The 20,332-nt window shown below is 40.2% G+C and carries 13 protein-coding genes; all 13 read right to left on the bottom strand.

Features of this window, described 5'->3' with window-relative positions:
- Positions 1-769 (bottom strand): hypothetical protein (locus AC559H_RS16630; RefSeq protein WP_158442209.1); only part of this gene is annotated, 769 nt, incomplete at its 3' end.
- A gap of 15 nt (positions 770-784) precedes the next feature.
- Positions 785-1,279 (bottom strand): phage tail protein, encoded by a 495-nt coding sequence (locus AC559H_RS16625; RefSeq protein WP_036833753.1) that lies wholly within the window; start codon positions 1,277-1,279, stop codon positions 785-787.
- Between the two features lie 45 nt (positions 1,280-1,324).
- A complete protein-coding gene (locus AC559H_RS16620) occupies positions 1,325-1,576 on the bottom strand; it encodes a hypothetical protein (RefSeq protein ID WP_026796060.1) in 252 nt (83 codons plus the stop codon).
- Between the two features lie 106 nt (positions 1,577-1,682).
- Positions 1,683-4,118: a substrate-binding domain-containing protein gene (locus AC559H_RS16615; RefSeq protein ID WP_051319809.1), complete on the bottom strand. Its 2,436-nt coding sequence runs from the start codon at positions 4,116-4,118 to the stop codon at positions 1,683-1,685.
- 153 nt (positions 4,119-4,271) lie between these two features.
- Positions 4,272-5,426, bottom strand: a complete 1,155-nt coding sequence (locus AC559H_RS16610) for a type III secretion system chaperone family protein (RefSeq protein ID WP_026796059.1) — start codon at positions 5,424-5,426, stop codon at positions 4,272-4,274.
- A 144-nt stretch (positions 5,427-5,570) separates the two neighbouring features.
- Positions 5,571-12,302 (bottom strand): eCIS core domain-containing protein, encoded by a 6,732-nt coding sequence (locus AC559H_RS16605; protein WP_026796058.1) that lies wholly within the window; start codon positions 12,300-12,302, stop codon positions 5,571-5,573.
- A 70-nt stretch (positions 12,303-12,372) separates the two neighbouring features.
- Positions 12,373-12,576, bottom strand: a complete 204-nt coding sequence (locus AC559H_RS16600; RefSeq protein ID WP_026796057.1) for a hypothetical protein — start codon at positions 12,574-12,576, stop codon at positions 12,373-12,375.
- A 2-nt stretch (positions 12,577-12,578) separates the two neighbouring features.
- On the bottom strand, positions 12,579-13,049 hold the full coding sequence (locus AC559H_RS16595) for a type II toxin-antitoxin system VapC family toxin (protein WP_026796056.1): 471 nt from the start codon (positions 13,047-13,049) through the stop codon (positions 12,579-12,581).
- Between the two features lie 134 nt (positions 13,050-13,183).
- Complete coding sequence (locus tag AC559H_RS16590) at positions 13,184-13,759, bottom strand: Uma2 family endonuclease (RefSeq protein WP_026785224.1); 576 nt, start codon at positions 13,757-13,759, stop codon at positions 13,184-13,186.
- A gap of 226 nt (positions 13,760-13,985) precedes the next feature.
- Entirely contained in the window at positions 13,986-17,009 is a 3,024-nt protein-coding gene (locus tag AC559H_RS16585; RefSeq protein ID WP_071782760.1) for an eCIS core domain-containing protein, read from the bottom strand.
- A gap of 143 nt (positions 17,010-17,152) precedes the next feature.
- Positions 17,153-17,689: a Uma2 family endonuclease gene (locus AC559H_RS16580; protein ID WP_026785225.1), complete on the bottom strand. Its 537-nt coding sequence runs from the start codon at positions 17,687-17,689 to the stop codon at positions 17,153-17,155.
- 443 nt (positions 17,690-18,132) lie between these two features.
- Positions 18,133-18,483 carry a hypothetical protein gene (locus tag AC559H_RS16575; RefSeq protein WP_026796055.1) on the bottom strand — a complete coding sequence of 117 codons (351 nt, stop codon included), beginning with the start codon at positions 18,481-18,483 and terminating at the stop codon, positions 18,133-18,135.
- Between the two features lie 177 nt (positions 18,484-18,660).
- Positions 18,661-20,332 (bottom strand): eCIS core domain-containing protein (locus AC559H_RS16570; RefSeq protein ID WP_158442208.1); only part of this gene is annotated, 1,672 nt, incomplete at its 5' end.

Genomic DNA, 20,332 nt, shown 5'->3' with positions numbered 1-20,332 from the left:
CGGTGGAATCCGGTTGTTTTTGGAGAGTTGAAACAGGAATTTCTGGGTTAGGAATATCTGTAGGATTAATTGTTTGTAAATCATTAGTTTCTATAGAATTAATAACCGATTCTTCTGTTGTTGATATATCCTGATTTTCTGCTGATTTTTTTGTTAGTTTATTAACATTTTCTTGGGATATTTTTTCTCTGGGAAATTCTGATTTTTTTTGAAAGAAATGAGATATAGAACTTTTACTATTTTGAATAACAGAGTTTCTTCGTGTTTTTTGATCTATCTGAAAAGGAAAAATATTTTCTGTTTGTCCTATGGGTGATTCTGAGTCAGAGGATGGGGTTTCTGGTGGTTGTGGTATGGGTGATTCTGAATCGATAAATGAGGTTTCTGGTGGTTGCTGTATCGGTAATTCTGATGATAGTTGAATTGGGACTGAAGATGGTAAAGTTTTGTCAGATTGTGGTTCAATAATTGGTGAATTTTCAGTTAATGAATTTTTGCTAAAGGGTCGAAATTCACTTATTGAAGAATCCTGCCAATTTTCATTATCCTGAAAGTTTTGTAATAGGGTTTGATTGGGAGAAATTAATGACCAATTTATTAGGTTAATTGACCGTGAGCCCAGAGGTGATATTGATTGTAGGGACAAAAAGTTCTGTCCCAAGGTCGTTGGGGTCAAAAGAGGATTTTTAATTCCTAGAGCGTCTTCTTCTGTGGGTGTTTCTGTACTTTTTTGATTAATATTCTGTTGATTATACATCGACTCAGCCATCAATAAAATACCTGTCTAATTATTAGGAAAAAACCCAACACTACCTCGACTTAAACCAACACTAGCACGACCTCCTCCTTGGTTGGTTCTCACTTTTAAACCTTCATAGGCTAAGGTTAATTCTTCAATCGCAACTGAATTACCATCGGATTGAAATCCAGGGGCTTTCCAACTAATTGGAACTGCACCAATTAATGTCCAACACAGCATGGTTTCTCCAGCTTGATTAAAGAGCAATATATTAACATTTCGACGGCTTTTTGGTATATCACTTAGAACAGAATTAATCCATGTCCAGAATATTAAATCATTAGTCATTCCACGTTTGAGAGTGACATCGGTAAATTCAGCATGGCCTAAAATAATTCTTTGTTGATCGTTAACACCCCCTTCTAAATAGGTTTCTTTTTTAACATTAACTCCTAAACCTGAACAATCAGTAAAGGAGGCTTTAACTTCGCTTTCCATTTCAACATAGAAACGATTAACGGTAATATAATTTTTTTGCATGATTTTGATATTCAACCTCTATAATTAATTCGTAATTCCTAATTCCTAATTCCTACTACGTTCTTTTTGCCAACGTAAATCTTCTAACATCATTTCATAAATTCGGTCAGCTAACAACCGCATTTTTAAAGGGTCGTTTCTGATTTCGACCGCAATATTGCAGAGGTGATCAAAATTATTTTCCGAGTTGCTATCAGACTGATTGCTTTGAATTTTAGCTGAGGCACCGTAACCCGCAGGAGCATTTAATTCGCTGATGGGTTTCCAATTCGGCGGAATGTCTTGATTGAATGCCATAATAAGCGAACCTCTGCTAATTAGATCTAGTATAGAAAATCGGGATGGGGGTGGGTATTAACTAAAGGTCGAATCTTGATCGCGGATTTCGCGGATTTCACGGATTTCATGGATTAAAAATAGGTGTAATACCTGTTTTACTGAGTAATTCCTGACTTTCTTGGGTGTTTAAGATTTCGGCAAATCGATCACCGATGGCCTCTCGACGGTTATCGCGCCTGAAAATAACGGCTAGGGGATAGGCTAGGGGATAATTACCTGTCTGAAAGGCTTGGTAATCTGGGTAATAACTGCCTTTTTGACCGCACAAATCCGTAGTCGGATCAATGGGTTGCTGATTTTCTTGGATCAGGGGTTGAATGAAGTTGTTATTGCGATCGCCTATGGCTAAAGGATACACTGAACACTGGCCAAATACTTGAGAGATCGCCCCAAATCCGATCGCCCCTATTTGTTCGTTTTCAAACTCTTGCAAAACAGTCCGCAACGCCGGAATAGTTGACATTTGTACTATTTTAGGCATATTCCCCTCAGAATTCCCTGATCGAGAGGTGCGATCGCTTTTTTCTACCATTTTCCTAAATTGTGCAATTAATTCGGCTTCTTGAAGGACACGATCCTCAAAAAGACGAATCGCTTCCTGACTCTTAGGAATATACAGTCGCACGGGTAAGTCTGGCCCCCCTAACTGTTGCCAGTTGGTAATGCGTCCGGCGTAGAGTTGTTGCAATTGTTGAATGCTAATTTGGCCGTTAAGATATTTGGGGAGAGACAAATCCCGTTGTTCATAACTAAAGGGAACGTAAACGGTCAAACCGTCATAAGCAAAAGTTCGCGCCTTGAGGTCGTTGCGAAGATTTGCGGTCAGACTACTAATAGCAAAATCAACATTTCCTGATTGAACTTCGGCGATCGCTTTTTCCCCTGTAGGTTGGGGCAGATATTCTAACTGAAGTTGAGGGCGTCGTTGGGCAAATTCGGCTTCTAAGGTCTGATCTTTTTTGATCAAATTCGGTTGTCGCCACACATAATTCCAAATCCCATTCTCCTCCCCACTATAGGTAAATTCCCCGGTTGGAACTCCTGCCACATCACTAATACAGCAAGTCGGAGTATTATTCTTAGCCATTGCCACGGGTCGCCGCCATAGCCACCAGGCTAACCCACTTACCAACAAACCTACAAGGAAAAATAGCAACAGCCACCACCACCATTTTTTCTGGCGTTTACGGGTCTCCTCGGTCGGTAGAGAATCCCTATAAATCTCGTCTAGGAGGTTTTCTTCGGGTAAGTTTAACAGGGCGCGACGGGCTTCTGTAGCACTACTAAAGGGGATATCGAGTTCTAATAAACGCAATAGAAACAACTTCAGGGCGATATCGGTTTTACCCCAATCTTGACTTAATCTAGGGTCAAAAAAGCGATCATTATAATCTCGTTCACCTCCTGCTAACAGGTAAAAACAGACATAACCTAATGCTTTTAAATCCTGGGCGACGGTGGGAATTAAACGCACGGATGGGGGTGGATCAAATAACCTCTCCCAAAGGGCTAAATCCCCTAAATAAACGCGAAATTGGGGATCGTGAAAATAAAGTTGTTCTTGAGGTGAAATAAACACACTATCAAGGCTCAAATTGCCATGAACAAAACTGGCTTGAATTTGGCCGTTTGGTAAGCGGAATTTTTGGCCATGAAGGTATTCTAAACTTTGCAGTGCTTGATTTGTAAAGTAACGCATTTGACGAGGGTACATCGCTCCTTTTCGAGTTAAATAGATTCGGGCGGTAATGCCATCATTAATAGTAGTAATTAGATAGCATCGTTCCCGATCATTGCGATCGCTAATCGCTTCTATAACTTCTGTAATCCGCCCGGTTTGGATTCTACCATCAGCTAAGGATATACCACTAATATTTTCAAAGGCAATTTGGGTTTGAATTGCTTCTTTTTCGTTAAAATAACGTTTGGGCAGTAAATATTCTTGAATGATAACGGGTTGTTCTTCTATTAACTGAATCCCTGTATAAATTCGCTTCTGATCTCGACTATTTATAAAGCGTTCAATTCGATAACGTCCCCGTTTTCCTTGAATTTCTCCCTGTTGGGGTAAGGGGGTGGGAAATCCACATTTAGGACAGGATTTTATTTCGGGATTATCTGCCCCCCCCAAGCCCCCCGTGCACGGGGGGTTTGGGGGGGCTTGTCGAGATTCTTGACAGTTTAAAGGGTTGTTAAACGGACAGCGATATTTTTCATAAATCGGCAAACTACCAGGTAGAAATTCTTCCTCAACTTCGACGGATGGGGGAATTTCTTCTGTGGTAGTTTCTGCTTCGGTTTCCGGTCTAAATAAGTCCCTAACATCTTCTTGAATTAAGGGGAAGAACCAGCGCAGGGAAGGAGGTATTAGATAAAAAAGTCCGTAGCGTAATCCGTAGGTTAAATAGCTCAATCTGCCAGTGATTGTCCACATTCCTTGTCTTTTGAATTCTTCAACGCTACGCCGGGGAACTTTGGGCTTAAATTTAGGTAAGGTCACGATTTATTATGGGTAATGGGGATCACGGATTTAAGCGGATGACGCTGATTAACACAGATTAAAATCTGAACACGGATTTAATAGGATTACGCTGATTAACACAGATTAAAATCCGTGAAATCCGTGAAATCCTCTTAAATCCGTGATCCTATTTTACTCCGGTTCTGAGGCAGATGATTCAGCGATGGCGATCGCATCATCTGGGGATAATTTATTATTGATAATAGCTATAATTCCTGGCAGGTATTTATCCATTGTTAAAACGTTAATATAAACTAAATTATTCACAAGTCCGGTGGTAAAACGCTCATGTTCTACATCAATACTGGTTTTATAGCGAATTTCACCATCGCTATAATTCAGTTCAAAATTACCAATTGTTGTGCCATAATTAACTTTAGTTAAGAATTCTGCCATAGCTGATAATTTTTCGGAGGGTGTATTCAATGGACACAGGGAGTAAAATACAAATTGTCGATTTTCTTCTATGGCTAAAGCGAAACAAGTCCAACGTCCATGATCTCCTTCAAACACCATTTGTAAAATAGACTCTTCCTCTATTTTAACAAATTCCCAATCATCTTCGCTAAAGAATTGTTGCATAACTTCGGAAATTGAGCGAGATTGATTAATTTCGCTATCTTCATCGGGTTCAATAGTTTTGAGAAATTTAATAAAATTATTTGTATCTAGGGAAATCTGACCATTTGAGTGATCATTCTCAATTCCATTGGTTTCAATTTGATTAAAGGTTTCTTTGAGAAAATTAGAAAGGGATTGTAAAATTTCTGAAGCACTATTTAGGGTGTTAAAGGCTGCACTTAATTTGAGATAATCCCAAACAGTTCGATATTGAATAATATCGGTTTCTTGCTGTTGTTCTACGATTAAACAATACCAATTTTCTGTATAATTTAACTGTTGATCAGAATTGGTATTAGCAGGAGCAGCGTTGAGGTGATCAATAATAGCATCGTTAGTCTGATATTCTGAGAATTTGGGTAATAAATCGGGACGTAATTCTATGACTAAATCAAGATTTAAACCCGGTTTGAATTGTCCTTCTTTGATAGGAATTAAGGCATCTTTTTTTAGGTTAAATAATTGATTTTTGAGAATATTTTGATATTGTTCATAACTAATATTAAGTTTTAAACAACAGCGATCGTAGTGATTATTGGGTTTTTTGTTAAGGGCGATCGCTATGCCTTTAAAAACCAATAAATTATCAGAATCCTCCCGAAATATTAACTCTCGATCAATTGGTAAGAATCGTAATACTGTTTCTGTGTTGTCAATGTTCATCATTTAAACTAATTTTCTTACAATAATTTTTATTTAAGCAATTGATTATTTATCCTTCCATTAGTATGACATAATTCCTGTACAGATCCTATTCTACTTTAGTCTAAATTAACCCAGATAAGTCCCGTTTTGAAAGGGGAGAAAAGTCTATTTTTTCTTAGGGTCAGCCCGAACAGAAATTTCAACAGTTGCAGGATCAATTCGCTTAACCTTAGTATTAACGTTAAGCTGGTTTTTTCCTGGCTTATTGCCTTGCTTAGATTGAGATTTGGCAGGTTCTTTTTCGTCTGCCAATTCTTCCTGAGTTTGATTAGATTTACCGTTATCTTCTGCTGCTTTTTTGGTTTTTTCAGGATTAGTTTTTTGCTGTTCTTCTTGAGCTTTTGGAGTTTTTTCTGGTTGATCTTCTTTGGTTTTGCCGTCTTTTTTAGACTTAAATGCTTGGCTCAATAACCCTCCCAATAAACTACCGCTTTTGGGTCTAGTTTCAGGTTCTTTAGGTGTAAGATTATCTAAATTTTTAGCGATCGCTGCCGTATTTTCATCCGTCGGTTCCTGCGGACGGCCTTTGACCTGAATATCGTAGGTTATGCTATTACCAATTGTCGCCGAACCCACAACTTTTAGCAAATCTAAATCAAAATCAACAGAGAGTTTATCCAGTTTCTTCTGAACAATATCAGGGTCAGGATATTGATTGACAATTTGTTGAATTAATGCTACAATATCATCGACAATATTATCGGGTAAAGCCAAATTATTAGCAACGGATGAATCTTTTTTCTTGCGTTGATTTTTTTGCTCATCCTGATCTTGCTGTTTTGTAATCATCACCCGCATCGTCAGTTTGTTACCCTGAATGCTTTGAGTGATATTAGCCTGTTCTTTTTGCTTACCACCGTCGCCAAAGCCTTGACTAAGACCAGATACTAACATACTACCTGCAATCAGAAGTCCTGCATTTGCAAGTGCTGAATTTTGGCTGTTTTCATCGGATTTTGTGGGATTTTCATCGGATTTTGTGGGATTTTCATGAGTATCTGAACTCTCTGAACTGTCTTCTGCTTCTCTCTGAACAAAGTAGGGCACTTCCTCACCGACTCGCTGCACCGTGCGAGACAATAGGGGAGATTCACCGGACTGTTGGACAACGTGGGTAAGTTCGTGGGCGAGGAGCCTTTTACCATTAGGACTTTCAGGTTCATAATTACCCTGGCGGAAGAAAACGTCAGATCCGGTGGTAAAGGCGCGGGCGTCGAGGGAGCGACTGAGGCGATCGCCCTCGGTATCATGATGAATCCGCACCTGAGCAAAGTCAAAACCAAAGGCATTTTCCATGGGTTCCCGCACGGGGGTAGGTAGGGGTTGACCTTGACCGAGGGAACGCTGAATGGCTGTTTCTACCCCGGAATGGGCATCAAGCATTTGATCGGTGTTCGGTGACATGGCTTGGCGCTGGGCCTTGGTTGATTTATCGTCATCGGGAGCAACCCCAGTAATCACATATTTACTGCCATCGGGTTTCAGGATATTTAGACTTAAGGTTTTGAGTTTATATTGAGATTTCAAAGCCGGAAGTTGACTTTTTACTAATTTTGCTTTAGGTTTTTTCTTAATAATTGATTTGAGTTTTTTAGCAACTTTAGGCAAAATCTTTTTCTTATCCATTAATTTTGCCGTTAGTGTCAAACTAGCTTTCTTCTTATTCCCTTTAATTTTCTGTTTGACAACGAGTTGATTTTTCTTATCTTTCCAAGCAGATTCACCCGACCGTTGCACCATCAGCCCCCCCAACCCCCCCAGGGGTAATTCTCCTTGATTTACGACCGAATCAACCTGTCGTTGAACTTTAGTCGCTTCCGCTTGACCGACAATTTGATATTTATTTTTACCTTTTTTAGTCAACTTCAACTGTTTGAGTTTATGTTTAGACTTAATTCCTGATAATTTTTGATTCACGGCATCAGGATCTCGAAGATTTCTTGCTAGATTCTGAGTCTGATTACCCGCACCTTTAATTTGTTTCTGGGCATCATTCTGAGGTTGTTTTTTATCTTTATTTTTCTTGTCTTTAGCCTTTGTGTCTTTAGACTTTGTACCTTGAGAATTTGTGCTTTTACCTTTGCGGGCTGTTTTTCCTTTCTTGCTTTTCCCACCACCAAAGAAAGCGGCTGCTCCTCCAAATATTCCCCCGATAGTTTTATCCACAGGTGCTTTTAATGTAGTCACAATTTTCTTAACTTTACTAGGAATTCCCCCAACACCAATTAGGGACGCTAAGAATCCTAATAAAACCGGAATCATTTTAGCCAAAGCCTGTTCAATCATCATCGCCATCACCGCCGGAGCCCCGTCACAAATGGCTTTTAAAGTATCTAAAATTGCTTGCACAAAGAGTTTAATATCTTCCCGTTTTTCCACAAAAAAGGAAATTACATCAAAAATCATCTTAGCAATTTTAGCAATTCCTGACGCTGGATTCATCATCCCAATCAGCCAACTAATCCCCGCCTTGACGATTTCCACAATTGCCATTTCCATCAAACCTTTGAGAAAGATTTTTTTCATATCATCCAAAGAGGATTTGATGAACTCCCAAACTCCTGATATACCATCTTTAATTAAGGTACTAAAGAAGGTAAAAATAAATTTTACGCCCGGTTGCAGGCCGGAAATGAAGTCAAGGGCATCTTCTCCTAAAGACCCGATTAAATCCTTAGCAAATCCCAGAATACCGCCAAGGCCACCACTAACACTTCCTAAGATGTTCTGTACAGAATCAGGGAAAGTTTCTACGGCTTCTACCCCTTCATTAATTAAAGTCATAATCACATCGGGGCCAGCTTCTACGACCAATTTAACTAAATCCCAAAGATAGTTGAGGCTATCTATACCTTTTTTGAGGACAACATCGAGAATAAACTGAATTAATTTAGCAGCTGGCGCACCTAAAATATCTCCAAGAATGCCAAAAACATATTCTTTTGTTAAGCCTAAAACCTGTAAAATAATATCTAAAAATCCTTTTAAATCAAATTTTTCAGGAAGTTTTAAGTCTCCTAAATTACCAAATAACCAAGTAATTAACCCATTGAGTAAATGTTTTGCAATATTATTAGCAAAATTCTTAATCCCATCTCCAATCCCTTTAAAGAGATTCTTCATAAATTGCACTGGATCATCAATCAGGGAATCAATCACCTTTTCAGCCAAATCCCCAATAAAAACACTTAAAATTTTCTTAATCGGCCAGAGGAGAATTTTAATAATATTCTTAGCTAAATCTCCAATAAATTTTAAGGCTTTACTAATTAAGCTGGCATTTTCGGCTTTTAACTGTTCAATGCGTTTATCAAGTTCTTTTAAACTAGATTGATATTTTGTAGTTAAATCTTCCAGGAGTTGATTTTGTTTATCGCTAATACTCTGTTCAAGTTGATCAAATTTAGTTTGCACATCCGCCGCCGATTGAGCGCCAATTTCTTGCAGGTCTTTTGGTAAGGTTTGTACATAAGCATTAACTTTTTCTCGCCCTTGATTAACTTCCGTTTGGGCTGCGGTTAATCCTTTTTCAACAATCCCACCAATATTAGAAATACTTTTTTTAACTTCTTGAATATATAGCTGTTTTCCCTCTTCATAAAAAACATTGACTTCATCGGGTAAGCCAGCAAACTTATCTCTAATCCAGGTAAGAAAATCAAAAACGCGAATTTCTCCAACTTTGACCATTTTGATCCCAAACCAATAAGGCTTAGGTAATTTAATTGGAAATACCAAAGTATAGCGTTTATCCTTATACTCAGCCATTCTCCTTTTAACATGACCTTCAAAGGCATTTTTAGCCGCACTAATTCCGCGATTAAACTCAGTATTAACATCACTATCCATTTTCCCCAAAATACCCTTAACAGTCCCCTGAGTTTTGTCAAAAATATTTTGGATATTGGTATTAATTTCAGTCCGTTTTATTTCATCAGTCGTCTTGGTTGCCTCTTGGGAATCCCCGGTCTGCTGCATCGACTCTGTACGAGTCGCATACATATCATCGTTGGATTGTTTAGCCGATGCCTGGGCGTCAGTTTTAGCCGTAGTCAGGGTTTCCTGTTCCCCTTGACGGAATTTTTGGGGGCCTTCTGTGGTGCCATGGGTTTTGGCTTCTTTTAAGGCATCTAAGGCTTGCCCCCCGCCCTCATCTTTCCAGGTTTCTAAACGGTCTACATTCAGGGGAACTTCCGAATCCGGTTGGGCAACGGACTGGGGTTTAACTTCTTCTTTGCGTTGAATCAAGACTTCAGGAAGCAGTTGAATCGTTTCCCCCCCCTTTTGACCCCCCCAGCCCCCCTTGGTAATGGGGGAGTTAGATTCGGCATCTGTCCTTCCCCCCATTGCTAAGGGGGAGTTAGGGGGGGTTAGGGGCGTCGCCATCACTTGTTCCGCCACTTGATCCGCTTGGACTTCATCAGGATCACTGCTAGAACCAACGATTGACTTCGCCTGAATCTCACCAAACACACCCTCTAAATTCTGGGTTGTTTCTGCTAAAGGGGCCTCAATTTCCTGTTCAGTTTTTTCCTTGGGAACGGCTTTTTCCGCTTCAATTTCTGGTGGTACAGCCCCCACAACTTCCTGAGTCGGTTTCAGTTCCTCAACCTTTTTAGGTTGTTCGGCATCGGGCTCAGGAGGTGCTTTACTTTCCTCTGGCAAACCCCCTCCTGATTCTTTTTTAGCTCCTTTAACTTCGGTATTTAAGGCATTTTTAATATCATCAGTCTTGCCACTACTGGCAAAATTATCGGCTTGATCTGCATTTTTGGGTTTAACTAAGTTTAATTTTTCTAATAAACTATCTTCAAAAACTTTGCGGTCAAAGGGTTTCGGTTTTTTAGCATTCAGATCATCCATTTTGGTCGCTTGGGCTTCCCGCATTTGTTGGTCGGGATCTTCGGCGGCGGTTTGGGCTTCCTTGGCGGCGGATTTGGGTGACTGGTGAGAGCTTTGTTGATCGGCTTGTTGTTGGGACTGTTTAATCACCGCCTGAAAAGCGGGGTCGGCTTCGGGTGTCGCTGGTGCTTGATCACCACTGACTTCGGGGACTGCGATCGGTGAAGTGTCGGCGGTTTTCGCTTCCCCTTCTGGGATGGGTGGGACGGCTTCAGGCTGATCCGTTTGCTCTGGCTGAGAATTTTCCCCAGCCCCAGGTTTGTCCTGAAGCGGAAGTGTTACAGTCTCTTTAGAGGGACTTTGACCGCTTGCATCTTGTTTGCCTTTTTCGTCGGCTTTATCTTTAACTTTTGCTTCAGCTTCTTGACTTTCTTGTTTAGCCTGAGATTCTATTTTTTCCCCGCTTTCTTTCTCTAATTTTCCTAAATTATCCCCAGTTTCACCGGATTTAACTTTATTTTTAACAGTATCAGTATCTTCCTTAACTTTAGCAGTTTGAGTTTCAACTTTTTTCAAGGATTCAGCCGCTAAATATTTTTTCATTTCAGCGCCTTTATCTTCCTTGTCTTTCCCCTCTTCAGCTAATTCTTTATTAGCTTCTTCTTTTTCCTTTTCAACGTTCTTTTTCCGTTCCTCCGCCTTAGTTTCGGCTGTTTCTTTAGTATCCCCTTTAGTAACTGATGCTTCCTCAGTCTTAGTTTCGGTGGTGGCTTCAGCTTTAGTATCGGTTGTCGTCGCTTTTTTGTCTTCAGTTTTTGAGGTAGCGGGTTCAGACTTATTTTTATCTTCTTTTTGTAGAGATTGTTCAGGTAAAGTTTTTAAGCCAGAGAGATTTAATGGCGGATTTTTTTTAACTCCATTTTTAACCGGAGAAGGTTGGATTTGACGCTGAATTTGGGATTTTTTTTGAATTTTCCGACTCAGAGACTTACGCTTGGCTTTAGGGCCGGTTTGTTGAATTGTGTGGGTGAGTTCATGGGCGAGGAGTTTTTTCCCTTCGTCGGTATGGGGTGAATATTTTCCCGAATTAAAATAGACATCTTGCTCATGGGTAAAGGCTTGAGCACCGAGATCTTTACTGAGTTGAACCGCATCGGAACCCGTGTGAACTTTGACGCCACTAAAGTCATTCCCAAACCTTTCTTCCATGAAATCACGGGTTTCATCTGGTAGGGGGCCACCACCACCTTTACTACTTTTAACGCGAGTTTCAATATTCTCGCTGGCTGCAAATCCGCCGTTTCCTTGGCGGGAGATCAAGGTAGACTGTTTCAGGGTTTGGCTCATCCCTGACGGAATATGGTTGTCTATGGATTTGAGGTGAACGACCCCTTCTATTTCCTTTGGTTGAAGAATTCCGCTTAACCGTTTCAGGTGAAGGGTTGCTTCTTGTTCATATCGCTGAATCGTTTGAGCTAGGGGTTTGAGGTGAACGGTTCCATCTTCTTCCTGACGCTGTTGAATGTTTTCCGTTAAGGGTTTGAGGTGAACAGTTCCCTCTTCTTCCGGTGGAGCTTGAATGGTGTCCGTTGTCGGTTTCAGGTTAACCTTCCCCTGCTCCTCCTGCTCCTCCTGCTTCTGCACCGGAATAACCGTAGACACGACTTTATCGGCCATGGCGTCGGCTTCTTTTTCGTATTTATCCCCCGGAGCGCCGACGACTAACTTGGCTTGCGGTGTTGCGGGAATATATTCACTAATCGAAATTTGACTAAAATTATAGCCAGAATTAATATTCTGATTCCGTTGTATTTCTGGTGGAGGAGGAGCCGCCGCCCCTGCTAATTTTTGTTCACTGGTGCTGTCTTCTTCTTTTAAAGCCAGTTGTTCATCCGCAAAGGGCCGCACACTGGTTAATCCAACTGTTGGTGATAGTTGGGGAATGGGAGTCGGCGTACTTTTTTTAACGGGTGTAACAACAGCTTTGGTATTCATGGTTGTTTCTGGGGGTTGAGTTCAGAATTAGCTATGTTTGATGTCGTTTGATTGAACCAAGTTTTTTTGCCTAGAATTCTTGATCAGTAGATTGTACATCTTTCTGATCTGTACCTACCACTTCCCTTAAAATTGAGGTTTTCTGAAGTTTATATTTTTGCTGTAATTCTAAGTAATAAGCAATCAATTGATAGGGGTTATGATTATTATTCTCGGAAATTTGATGACGAATATCTCGAATTTGCTCAAGTGTGGAATCATTAAGGGTAATCATTATTATTCTCCTATTAATTCTAAGGGTGTCACTAATAAGGGGACATACAAGCCCAGCATAACATTAATTCGTCTGATATGCCCAAATTTATTGGCATTAGCCAAGTGGCGACAATTCCAAGTTAAAAGAAAGTCACATTTATGATAGGATGCCATAGCAAGATGGAGAGCATCACCTAAAGGATCATTAGGCATAACCTGATTTTGAATATAAGCCTCTACAATTTCTGCAATTTCTGCTTCAATATCTATAAGAGGGATATCATTAAGAAGTTGAATTGCTTTTTCTTTGCTAGGGAAATTTCCTTGATTAAGTTCATCTAAAACAGCAATACTGGTGACAAGATCGTAGCGACTACTAATCTGATCCCACCATAAACAAGTCCATTCTTTACGAGCGATCATATCAGGCTCAGTGCGGATTTCATAGTAAAAACTAGGAATACTGGTTTCGATATAAACTTTGGATTTCATGTCATAAAAACGTTGGTGACAGTTGGGGAATGGGAGTGGCTATACTTTTTTTAACGGGTGTGACAACAGCTTTGGTATTCATGGTTGTTTCTGGGGGTTGAGTTCAGAATTAGCTATTGAGATGTGAACAGGACTTACGCAAGTCCTGGGATATTTAAAACAAATCCGGGTAAAACATCTTCTCCTGATAAGGTTGGGGGATTTTCTAAAATTTCCTTTTCTTGTCCCTGACGATAAATTTCGACTTGACGGTTTTTGGGGTTAATTAACCAACCTAAACGAGAACCATTATCCATATATTCCTGCATTTTATCTTGTAGGGGTTTTAAAGAATCGCTAGGGGAACGCAATTCTATGATAAAATCAGGACAGATTGGCGGGAATTTCTCTCGCTGTTCGGGGGTAAGGGATTCCCATTTTCCTAACGGTATCCAAGCCGCATCGGGGGAACGCTCTCCACCATTAGGAAGTTTAAAACAAGTCGAAGAATCAAAGACAATTCCTAATTTTGTTTGTCGATTCCATAAATTTAATTCAAAATTAATATCAGAGTTACGTTTTCCAGTTTCCCCTCCTGTGGGTGGCATAATAATTAAGTCTCCTTTGGCGGTTCGTTCTAATTTTAATTCGCGGTTAGCGACACAAAGTTGATAAAATTGCTCGTCGGTAATAGGGGCGGCTTCTGGGTTATTTAAAATTAAGGATGTCATGTTTTTATCTCCTTGATAATGGTGATTAAAACTAAACCTATCAAAAGCCTAACATATCCCTGGCTTTCAACACTAATCTTTGGGTACGATATTCTCCATATTTCTTGATTTCGCGTCTGCGGTTTGGGGTTTGGTGTGGTGTTGCGAGGGCGTTGTCCATCGGGCGAATATTTGTCAGGGATTTCGCTTGAATTCAAGTTGAATTGACAGATTCTACTTCCTATGGTTATTCGTTTTCTTCTTGTTCTGTATTCACATTGTTTTGTGTTTCCTGATTCATGTTCTCATCTTCATTTTCTGAACTAGCGGAGTTGTTAGCATTTTCTGTGGATACGGGTTGTTCTTCTGGTCTTTTTGATAGGCGATCGCCAAACAGCTTTTGTTCAACTTCTTTACTGGCTTTACCGACTAATTCTTTGGATGTTATTAGACCAGCTTGCACCTTTTCTTCTGCTTGTCGTAACTGTTGTAACCAATTGGGGTCTTTGACTTCGAGTACGTTTTTTGTTGTATCTTTCCCAATCAGATGTTTTTCAGTTTTGGTGCCGGTTTTAGTATAGTCAACAACTCGGCCTCCAAATTCGCCACCGATTCTTCCCCCTTTACTGGTACCTGTAGAGGAAAACTCAGCAGGAGCGCCCCTCTGATCATGATACATACCAAAAACATCTGTATGAGCCATTCTTGATGTTTCTGCCCCTATGAGTACGCTGCCAGGTAGTGTTAAGCTTGGGGGTCTATAGTAGATATAAATATGGCCATGTCTGCCATCGGGTAGGATAGCGTCACCTGCGAGATCTTCGTTACCCAGTCCACCTAGAGGTATATCCATACCATAGTGTTTTATAGTGCTTTTTAACCCAGTCTTACCCTTGACATCAAATGTATTACTCTTTTCCTCTTCTAATGAACTTTCAGTTACTTTGACATTATGACTAGAAGCGATTCTGGTATCTACTTTAGCTTTATAATGGTCGCTCTTGTTGTTTGGATCTTTTATCTTATTGTATGATTGAGGTTTTCTAGTTTGGTCGGATTCAGGTGAAGCACCAAAAAGCCATTGAATAAACTCATTTTCGTTTTCATTTTGTTTAATGGGTGGTAAGTTAATCATGACACGCCCTCCGTGAGAGAGAGCAACTGCAACTGATTCATCCCAATCCTTAAAAATATTTGGTTTTTCATCCTCTCTATATTTCAAACCATCATGAAGAATGATAAAAATTCGTCGCAGAATACTATTAGCTGATTCGGTTTGCTCTTTGTATTTTTCTAAACTTTCATCTTTACTGTTTGTCTGATTGTCAAGTGTTTGCTCCCACATTTTCGTATCTTTTTCATAAATATTCTTTTTGTATTTATCATCACTACCTTTCTTTAACTGGTTGGCTTCATAACGTAAATACCCTGGAGTTTGGCGGAATTTTTCATCCTTAATACCCAGATCTCGTTGATATGTAGCAATTTGAAGACGTTGAATGGGACTCAACACAGCTTCACCACGGACATCGGGTACCAGTCCAGACCGCTTTCCTCCAGTCCAATTGCTAAAATCATGTTCTTCGACTCTCTCCCAATCACCAAAGACTTTTTTGTCTACGGCTATCTCTGCTACTTCTTCCTGCGTGAGCATACCATTTTGAGATAAAAAGGTTTTCCCTTTTGGTATTGCGCTTAATTCTTCTATAGCCTTAACTGCTTCATCTGGCAAAAAATCTTTCCCTAAATCTATTTGTTTAGCCAAGGTCATTTTCTCGCTTTTAATATCACCATGCTTATCTTTAAACTTCCGATTTTCAACTTTTAGTAAGTCTTTGACAATTTCTTTGGAAGGTTTTTTCGTCTCGTCTTTTTCATCATTTTCAGTTTTTACCTCACTTTCTTTTACCCGACTTTTCTCTGGAATATAAGTTCCATATAATTGCAATCGGGTCGCTCGAATATATTGAGGAGGATTACTATCTTTAATTCGATACCACTTATTATTGCCCGTAGCTTCTATTTTATGGTCTTTTGGATCATCACTAATTTCAATTTCTTGACCAGATTTATATTTTGCCCCCTTATTTTTAAGACTTTCATCTCTAGCCTGAGCGGTGTCTTTGACAGTATATTTCTTCATTTGCAACATAACTGAATTAGAACCTGTAGAATGTGTTACAGATTCTCTTTTAGATTGAATTTTACTCGCCCCCTGCTGCACAACATGAGTTAATTCATGGGCAATTAATTCCTGTCCACTTCGACTCCCCGGATTATATTCTCCCCGTTTAAAAAACAAATTCGGCCCTGTTGCAAAGGCACGGGAACTCAGGGAACGATTTAATTTATCTGATTGACTATCAGTATGTACTTTCACTCCACTAAAATCTGCCCCCATTGCTTTTCCCATCTTCTGTTGCAGTCCCGCATCTAGGGGACTTCCACCACTTTTAGCACTTTGAATAGTTGTTTCTATATCTGTTGAAACTGCACCCCCACCCAGGGATTTATTTTGGGGTTTAGCTTGAATTTCTTCTTCTTCTCCTTCTCGTTGAATAGCAGAAATATCAGATTTAGCTTGAATTTCTTCCTCTTCTCCTTCTCGTTGAATATTAGAAATATCAGGTTTAGCTTGAATTTCTTCCTCTTCTCCCTCTCGTTGAATATTAGAAATATCAGATTTAGCTTGAATTTCTTCTTCCTCTTCTCCCTCTCGTTGAATATTAGAAATATCAGATTTAGCTTGAATTTCTTCTTCTTCTTCTCCCTCTCGTTGAATATTAGAAATATCAGATTTAGCTTGAATTTCTTCCTCTTCTTCTCCTTCTCGTTGAATATTAGAAATATCAGATTTAGCTTGAAGTTCTTCTTCCTCTGCTTCCTGACGTTGGACTCCTTGACCCGATGTTGACTGTTCCCCAGAAGGAGTATTAATTTGTTTGACCACTTTTTCAGCTACACTATCCGCTTCCTGTTCATATTTGTCCCCAGCGGCGCCAACGGTTAATTTTTTTTGTAGGGATAAATTAAATTTAGGTTGTATTCTGGCTGCTGACTCATCTGTATTTCCCGAAATCGGGATTTCAGCAAAATTAAAACCTTGTTTTTTCTGTATTTGCTGATGGTTTATTTCTTGGGTTTGGGGTTTCTGTGGCGCTGCGAGGGCGTTGTCCATTGGGCGAATATCTGTCAGGGATTTCGCTTGAATTCCGGTTTGATTGACAGATTCTACTTCATGGCGATTCTGTTTTTTTAGTCGTACTTTCATCGTCAGACCCCATTGCTTACAGATTAATACATTGACCAAAGTGGGATATATTTCTATTAATTATATCAATAAATTGGATAAACGAAAATTCGCTCTCATTTTATTTTTTGTAGGTATCGCTTTTTTAGGGTATTGAGGGATTTTCACCGCTGCTGGGTCATTGCCATGACCATTTCTACTGTCAGGTCTGAGATATTGACAAGGGTTGGGAGTTTGTCGGTTCCAGAATAGATTAGTGGCAGTTCTGATTGTTCCCAAACCCAGATTTGCTTTCGCTGAATATCAATTAGCCAAGCGAGTTGAGTCCCGTTAAGCAAGCAGTGCAGGATTTTGTTTTGTAGCTCTAATGTGTTTTGGTCAGGGGAGCGAATTTCAATCAGCCAGTCTGGCGCTCCTTGCAGTGGACTATCAACATCTGTAAGCCGATCGCTTTTAACTACGGTAATGTCTGGGACGGGGGATAATGGTGGCACGATGCAACGAAGTTCTTGGATGGCTTCGTATGTTTGGGTTTGGCTGTTGATCGTGTTAACTAGGTTGCGCTGAAGGCGGGAATGAAACAGTGTTGGCATCGTCTTTTGTTGGGCTTGCCCGTGGATAAATTCCCAAGCAGGTGAGGTTTCAATGTTAGGCTGCTGGAGAAAAGTGTCTAGGGGGCTAGCGATCGCAATAGTTTTCATAGTTGCCTGAGATACACCTGCGGAAGTGCAATGTATGTTTAGTTTTATTGTAGTTTAAGAACTTAGATATTGAGAAATCTCAGGCAGTTTTGAGGGCGATCGCACCAGCAAAAAATCAACAACTTGAACTGCGATCGCATCTTTGACATTGTGGAAACGTCAGTTCGACGACAGCGAAAAATGGTAAGAATCGCTAAGCGATTCTTACCATTTTTCGCCATTTGCGGCGTGCGAAGCACGCCGCAAATGGCTATATCGAACTCACGTTATAGAAAGTAAGTTGGGTTTCATTCTTCATCTCAATTTTCGAGATCGAATCGCAATAGCGCATTTACGCTCTACCCCACACTTCCTCAAAATCCCGATAATGATCGCATTGAATACAAGCTTTGTTGGTGTAAGATTTCGTTCCTCAGCCCAATCTACGGCGAGGGGCGAACACACTAAAACAATCCTTTGGCTTTTAAAATCTCACTCACCCGATCATTATGCTCTTGCATTGCTTTATTTGCTCTTTCTTCATCCCCTTCTATATTCTGATCATAGGAGTAGCTCTCTTGGTAGCTTTCCAATCCAACGATAGTACCATCATTCAAAATCCTGACGTGGCTGGGACTGGACATACGGTGTTCAGCAAAAAAATCTAGGCAAGTTAACTCATCATTGCCTTGATTGAGAACATAGGTTACATTCCAACCACCTTTCTGAATTTTGCCTTTGACAGGGATCGGATCTGGAATCTCCAAGTCAAAACCTTTAAAGTACTCTTTGAAACTATCTGAAATTGCACTCATTTTTTAACGGTACTCACAATTGTTGCTGGACAAAATTCAAAAGATATAGTGGGCATTTTTATGATGGTCAGCCTTGCAAAGTCAACCCTGTATTATCCACATCTTAAATAATGTGCTAAAAAGAGATCAACCTGAACTTTCCATCCTTGAAATCTTCAAGTAAGAATCATAACATGATTAATTGACCTGATGTAAATTCACTTCATATGTATTTTTGCCTTTATCAATGATTTTATCAACTTTGAAGGTTGCATTTGGAGCCAACAGAACTTCTTTCTCTTTTTGGTATAAAGATAAGTCTCCGATATCTTTCCCCTTGGTTACTTGCATAATTAGAAGAAGACCAACTTTGCCACCCTGTGCTTCTCTTGTGGCGAAACTTCTTGAAACTTTTCTATCCAAGCTTGTACTTGAGAATGAGGGGAAAGTTACGGTTGCAGCAGGTTTGTATTGATCCTTAAATTCTTGCTGGGTTAAGCCAACACCTCTATAAACCTCTCGCTTAATATCTGGTAATTTCTTTAGCCCCTCAACAGCTTTGTCACTATGACGATTCGCCTCTTGTTGGACTTGAATGCGCTCTTTGTCATTGAGTTTTGTTCTTCCATTACCAAGATTTATCTGACCTTGTCCTACCAATTCCTTAATTTTAAAGTCCAGCCACCCTTTATTCTTTGCAAGAATGGGGTTCATATACGCATAATCTTGAGCAGTATAGACCCTAATAGCCGTAAGCTCTGCCTGAGTCAAACCAGAACTTTCGGCATTCTTTTTGACTTTTTCGTGGACACCACTAAGATCTGAAGCTTCTTGTCCTGACGTAGTTAAGAATTTAAACTTATCCTTGTTTTTTAGATCGTCCAAGTAGCTCTGATCACTAGCTAGTTTAATAATCTCTTGATCAATGGCAGGAATCATTTTTTCAAGGCTAGCTCTCTTTTGCGGGTCATCTGTGTGCTTGTCAAGCCAAGATTGAGCTAGAGTTCGTAACTTCTCCAATAATTCTTTTTGGTCTTTCGGAGCATTGGCTGTTTCGTACTTAGTTAATAGGTTTTGGATCTGAGTGAAAGTACTGGTGGATCTGCCCAAAAATCTGTTCACACGCGCACCCAAAGACATTTCACCTTTTAGGTCTTTTGACTCAAACTGCATCTTGCGTTGAATTGGCGATGAACCCGATGTTGATTTGCCATTCTGCTGCACCACATGGGTCAACTCATGGGCGATCAACTCCTGCCCACCTCGACTACTCGGCTCATACGCCCCCTGCCGAAAGAACACATCTTGCCCTGTTGTAAAGGCTTTCGCTTGAATTGATTGATTTAATTGGTCAGACTGCGAATCTGTATGTACCTTTACGCCACTAAAATCTGCCCCCATTGCTTGCCCCATCGACCGTTGCAGTCCCCCATCTAAGGGCTGTCCACCTCCTTTAGCAGTTTGAATTGATGTCTCTAATTCTGTTGATGCGTCTCCACCAGCCATAACTTGCTGATCAGGTTGGGTTGATTTAGCTTGAATTTCTTCTTCCCCTTCCTGACGTTGAATTGAGGAAATATCGGGCTTCATTTGCAGGTCTTCTTCTTCCCCTTCCTGACGTTGAATTGAGGAAATATCGGGCTTCATTTGCAAGTCTTCTTCTTCCCCTTCCTGACGTTGAATTGAGGAAATATCGGGCTTCATTTGCAAGTCTTCTTCTTCCCCTTCCTGACGTTGAATTGAGGAAATATCGGGCTTCATTTGCAGGTCTTCTTCTTCCCCTTCCTGACGTTGAATTGAGGAAATATCGGGCTTCATTTGCAGGTCTTCTTCTTCCCCTTCCTGACGTTGTAATTGAGGAAATATCGGG

The organism is Planktothrix prolifica NIVA-CYA 540 (assembly GCF_963864145.1).
GTDB lineage: Bacteria > Cyanobacteriota > Cyanobacteriia > Cyanobacteriales > Microcoleaceae > Planktothrix > Planktothrix agardhii.
Note: the sequence above shows the minus strand (reverse complement) of the source record. Positions and strands in the feature narration are given on the sequence as shown.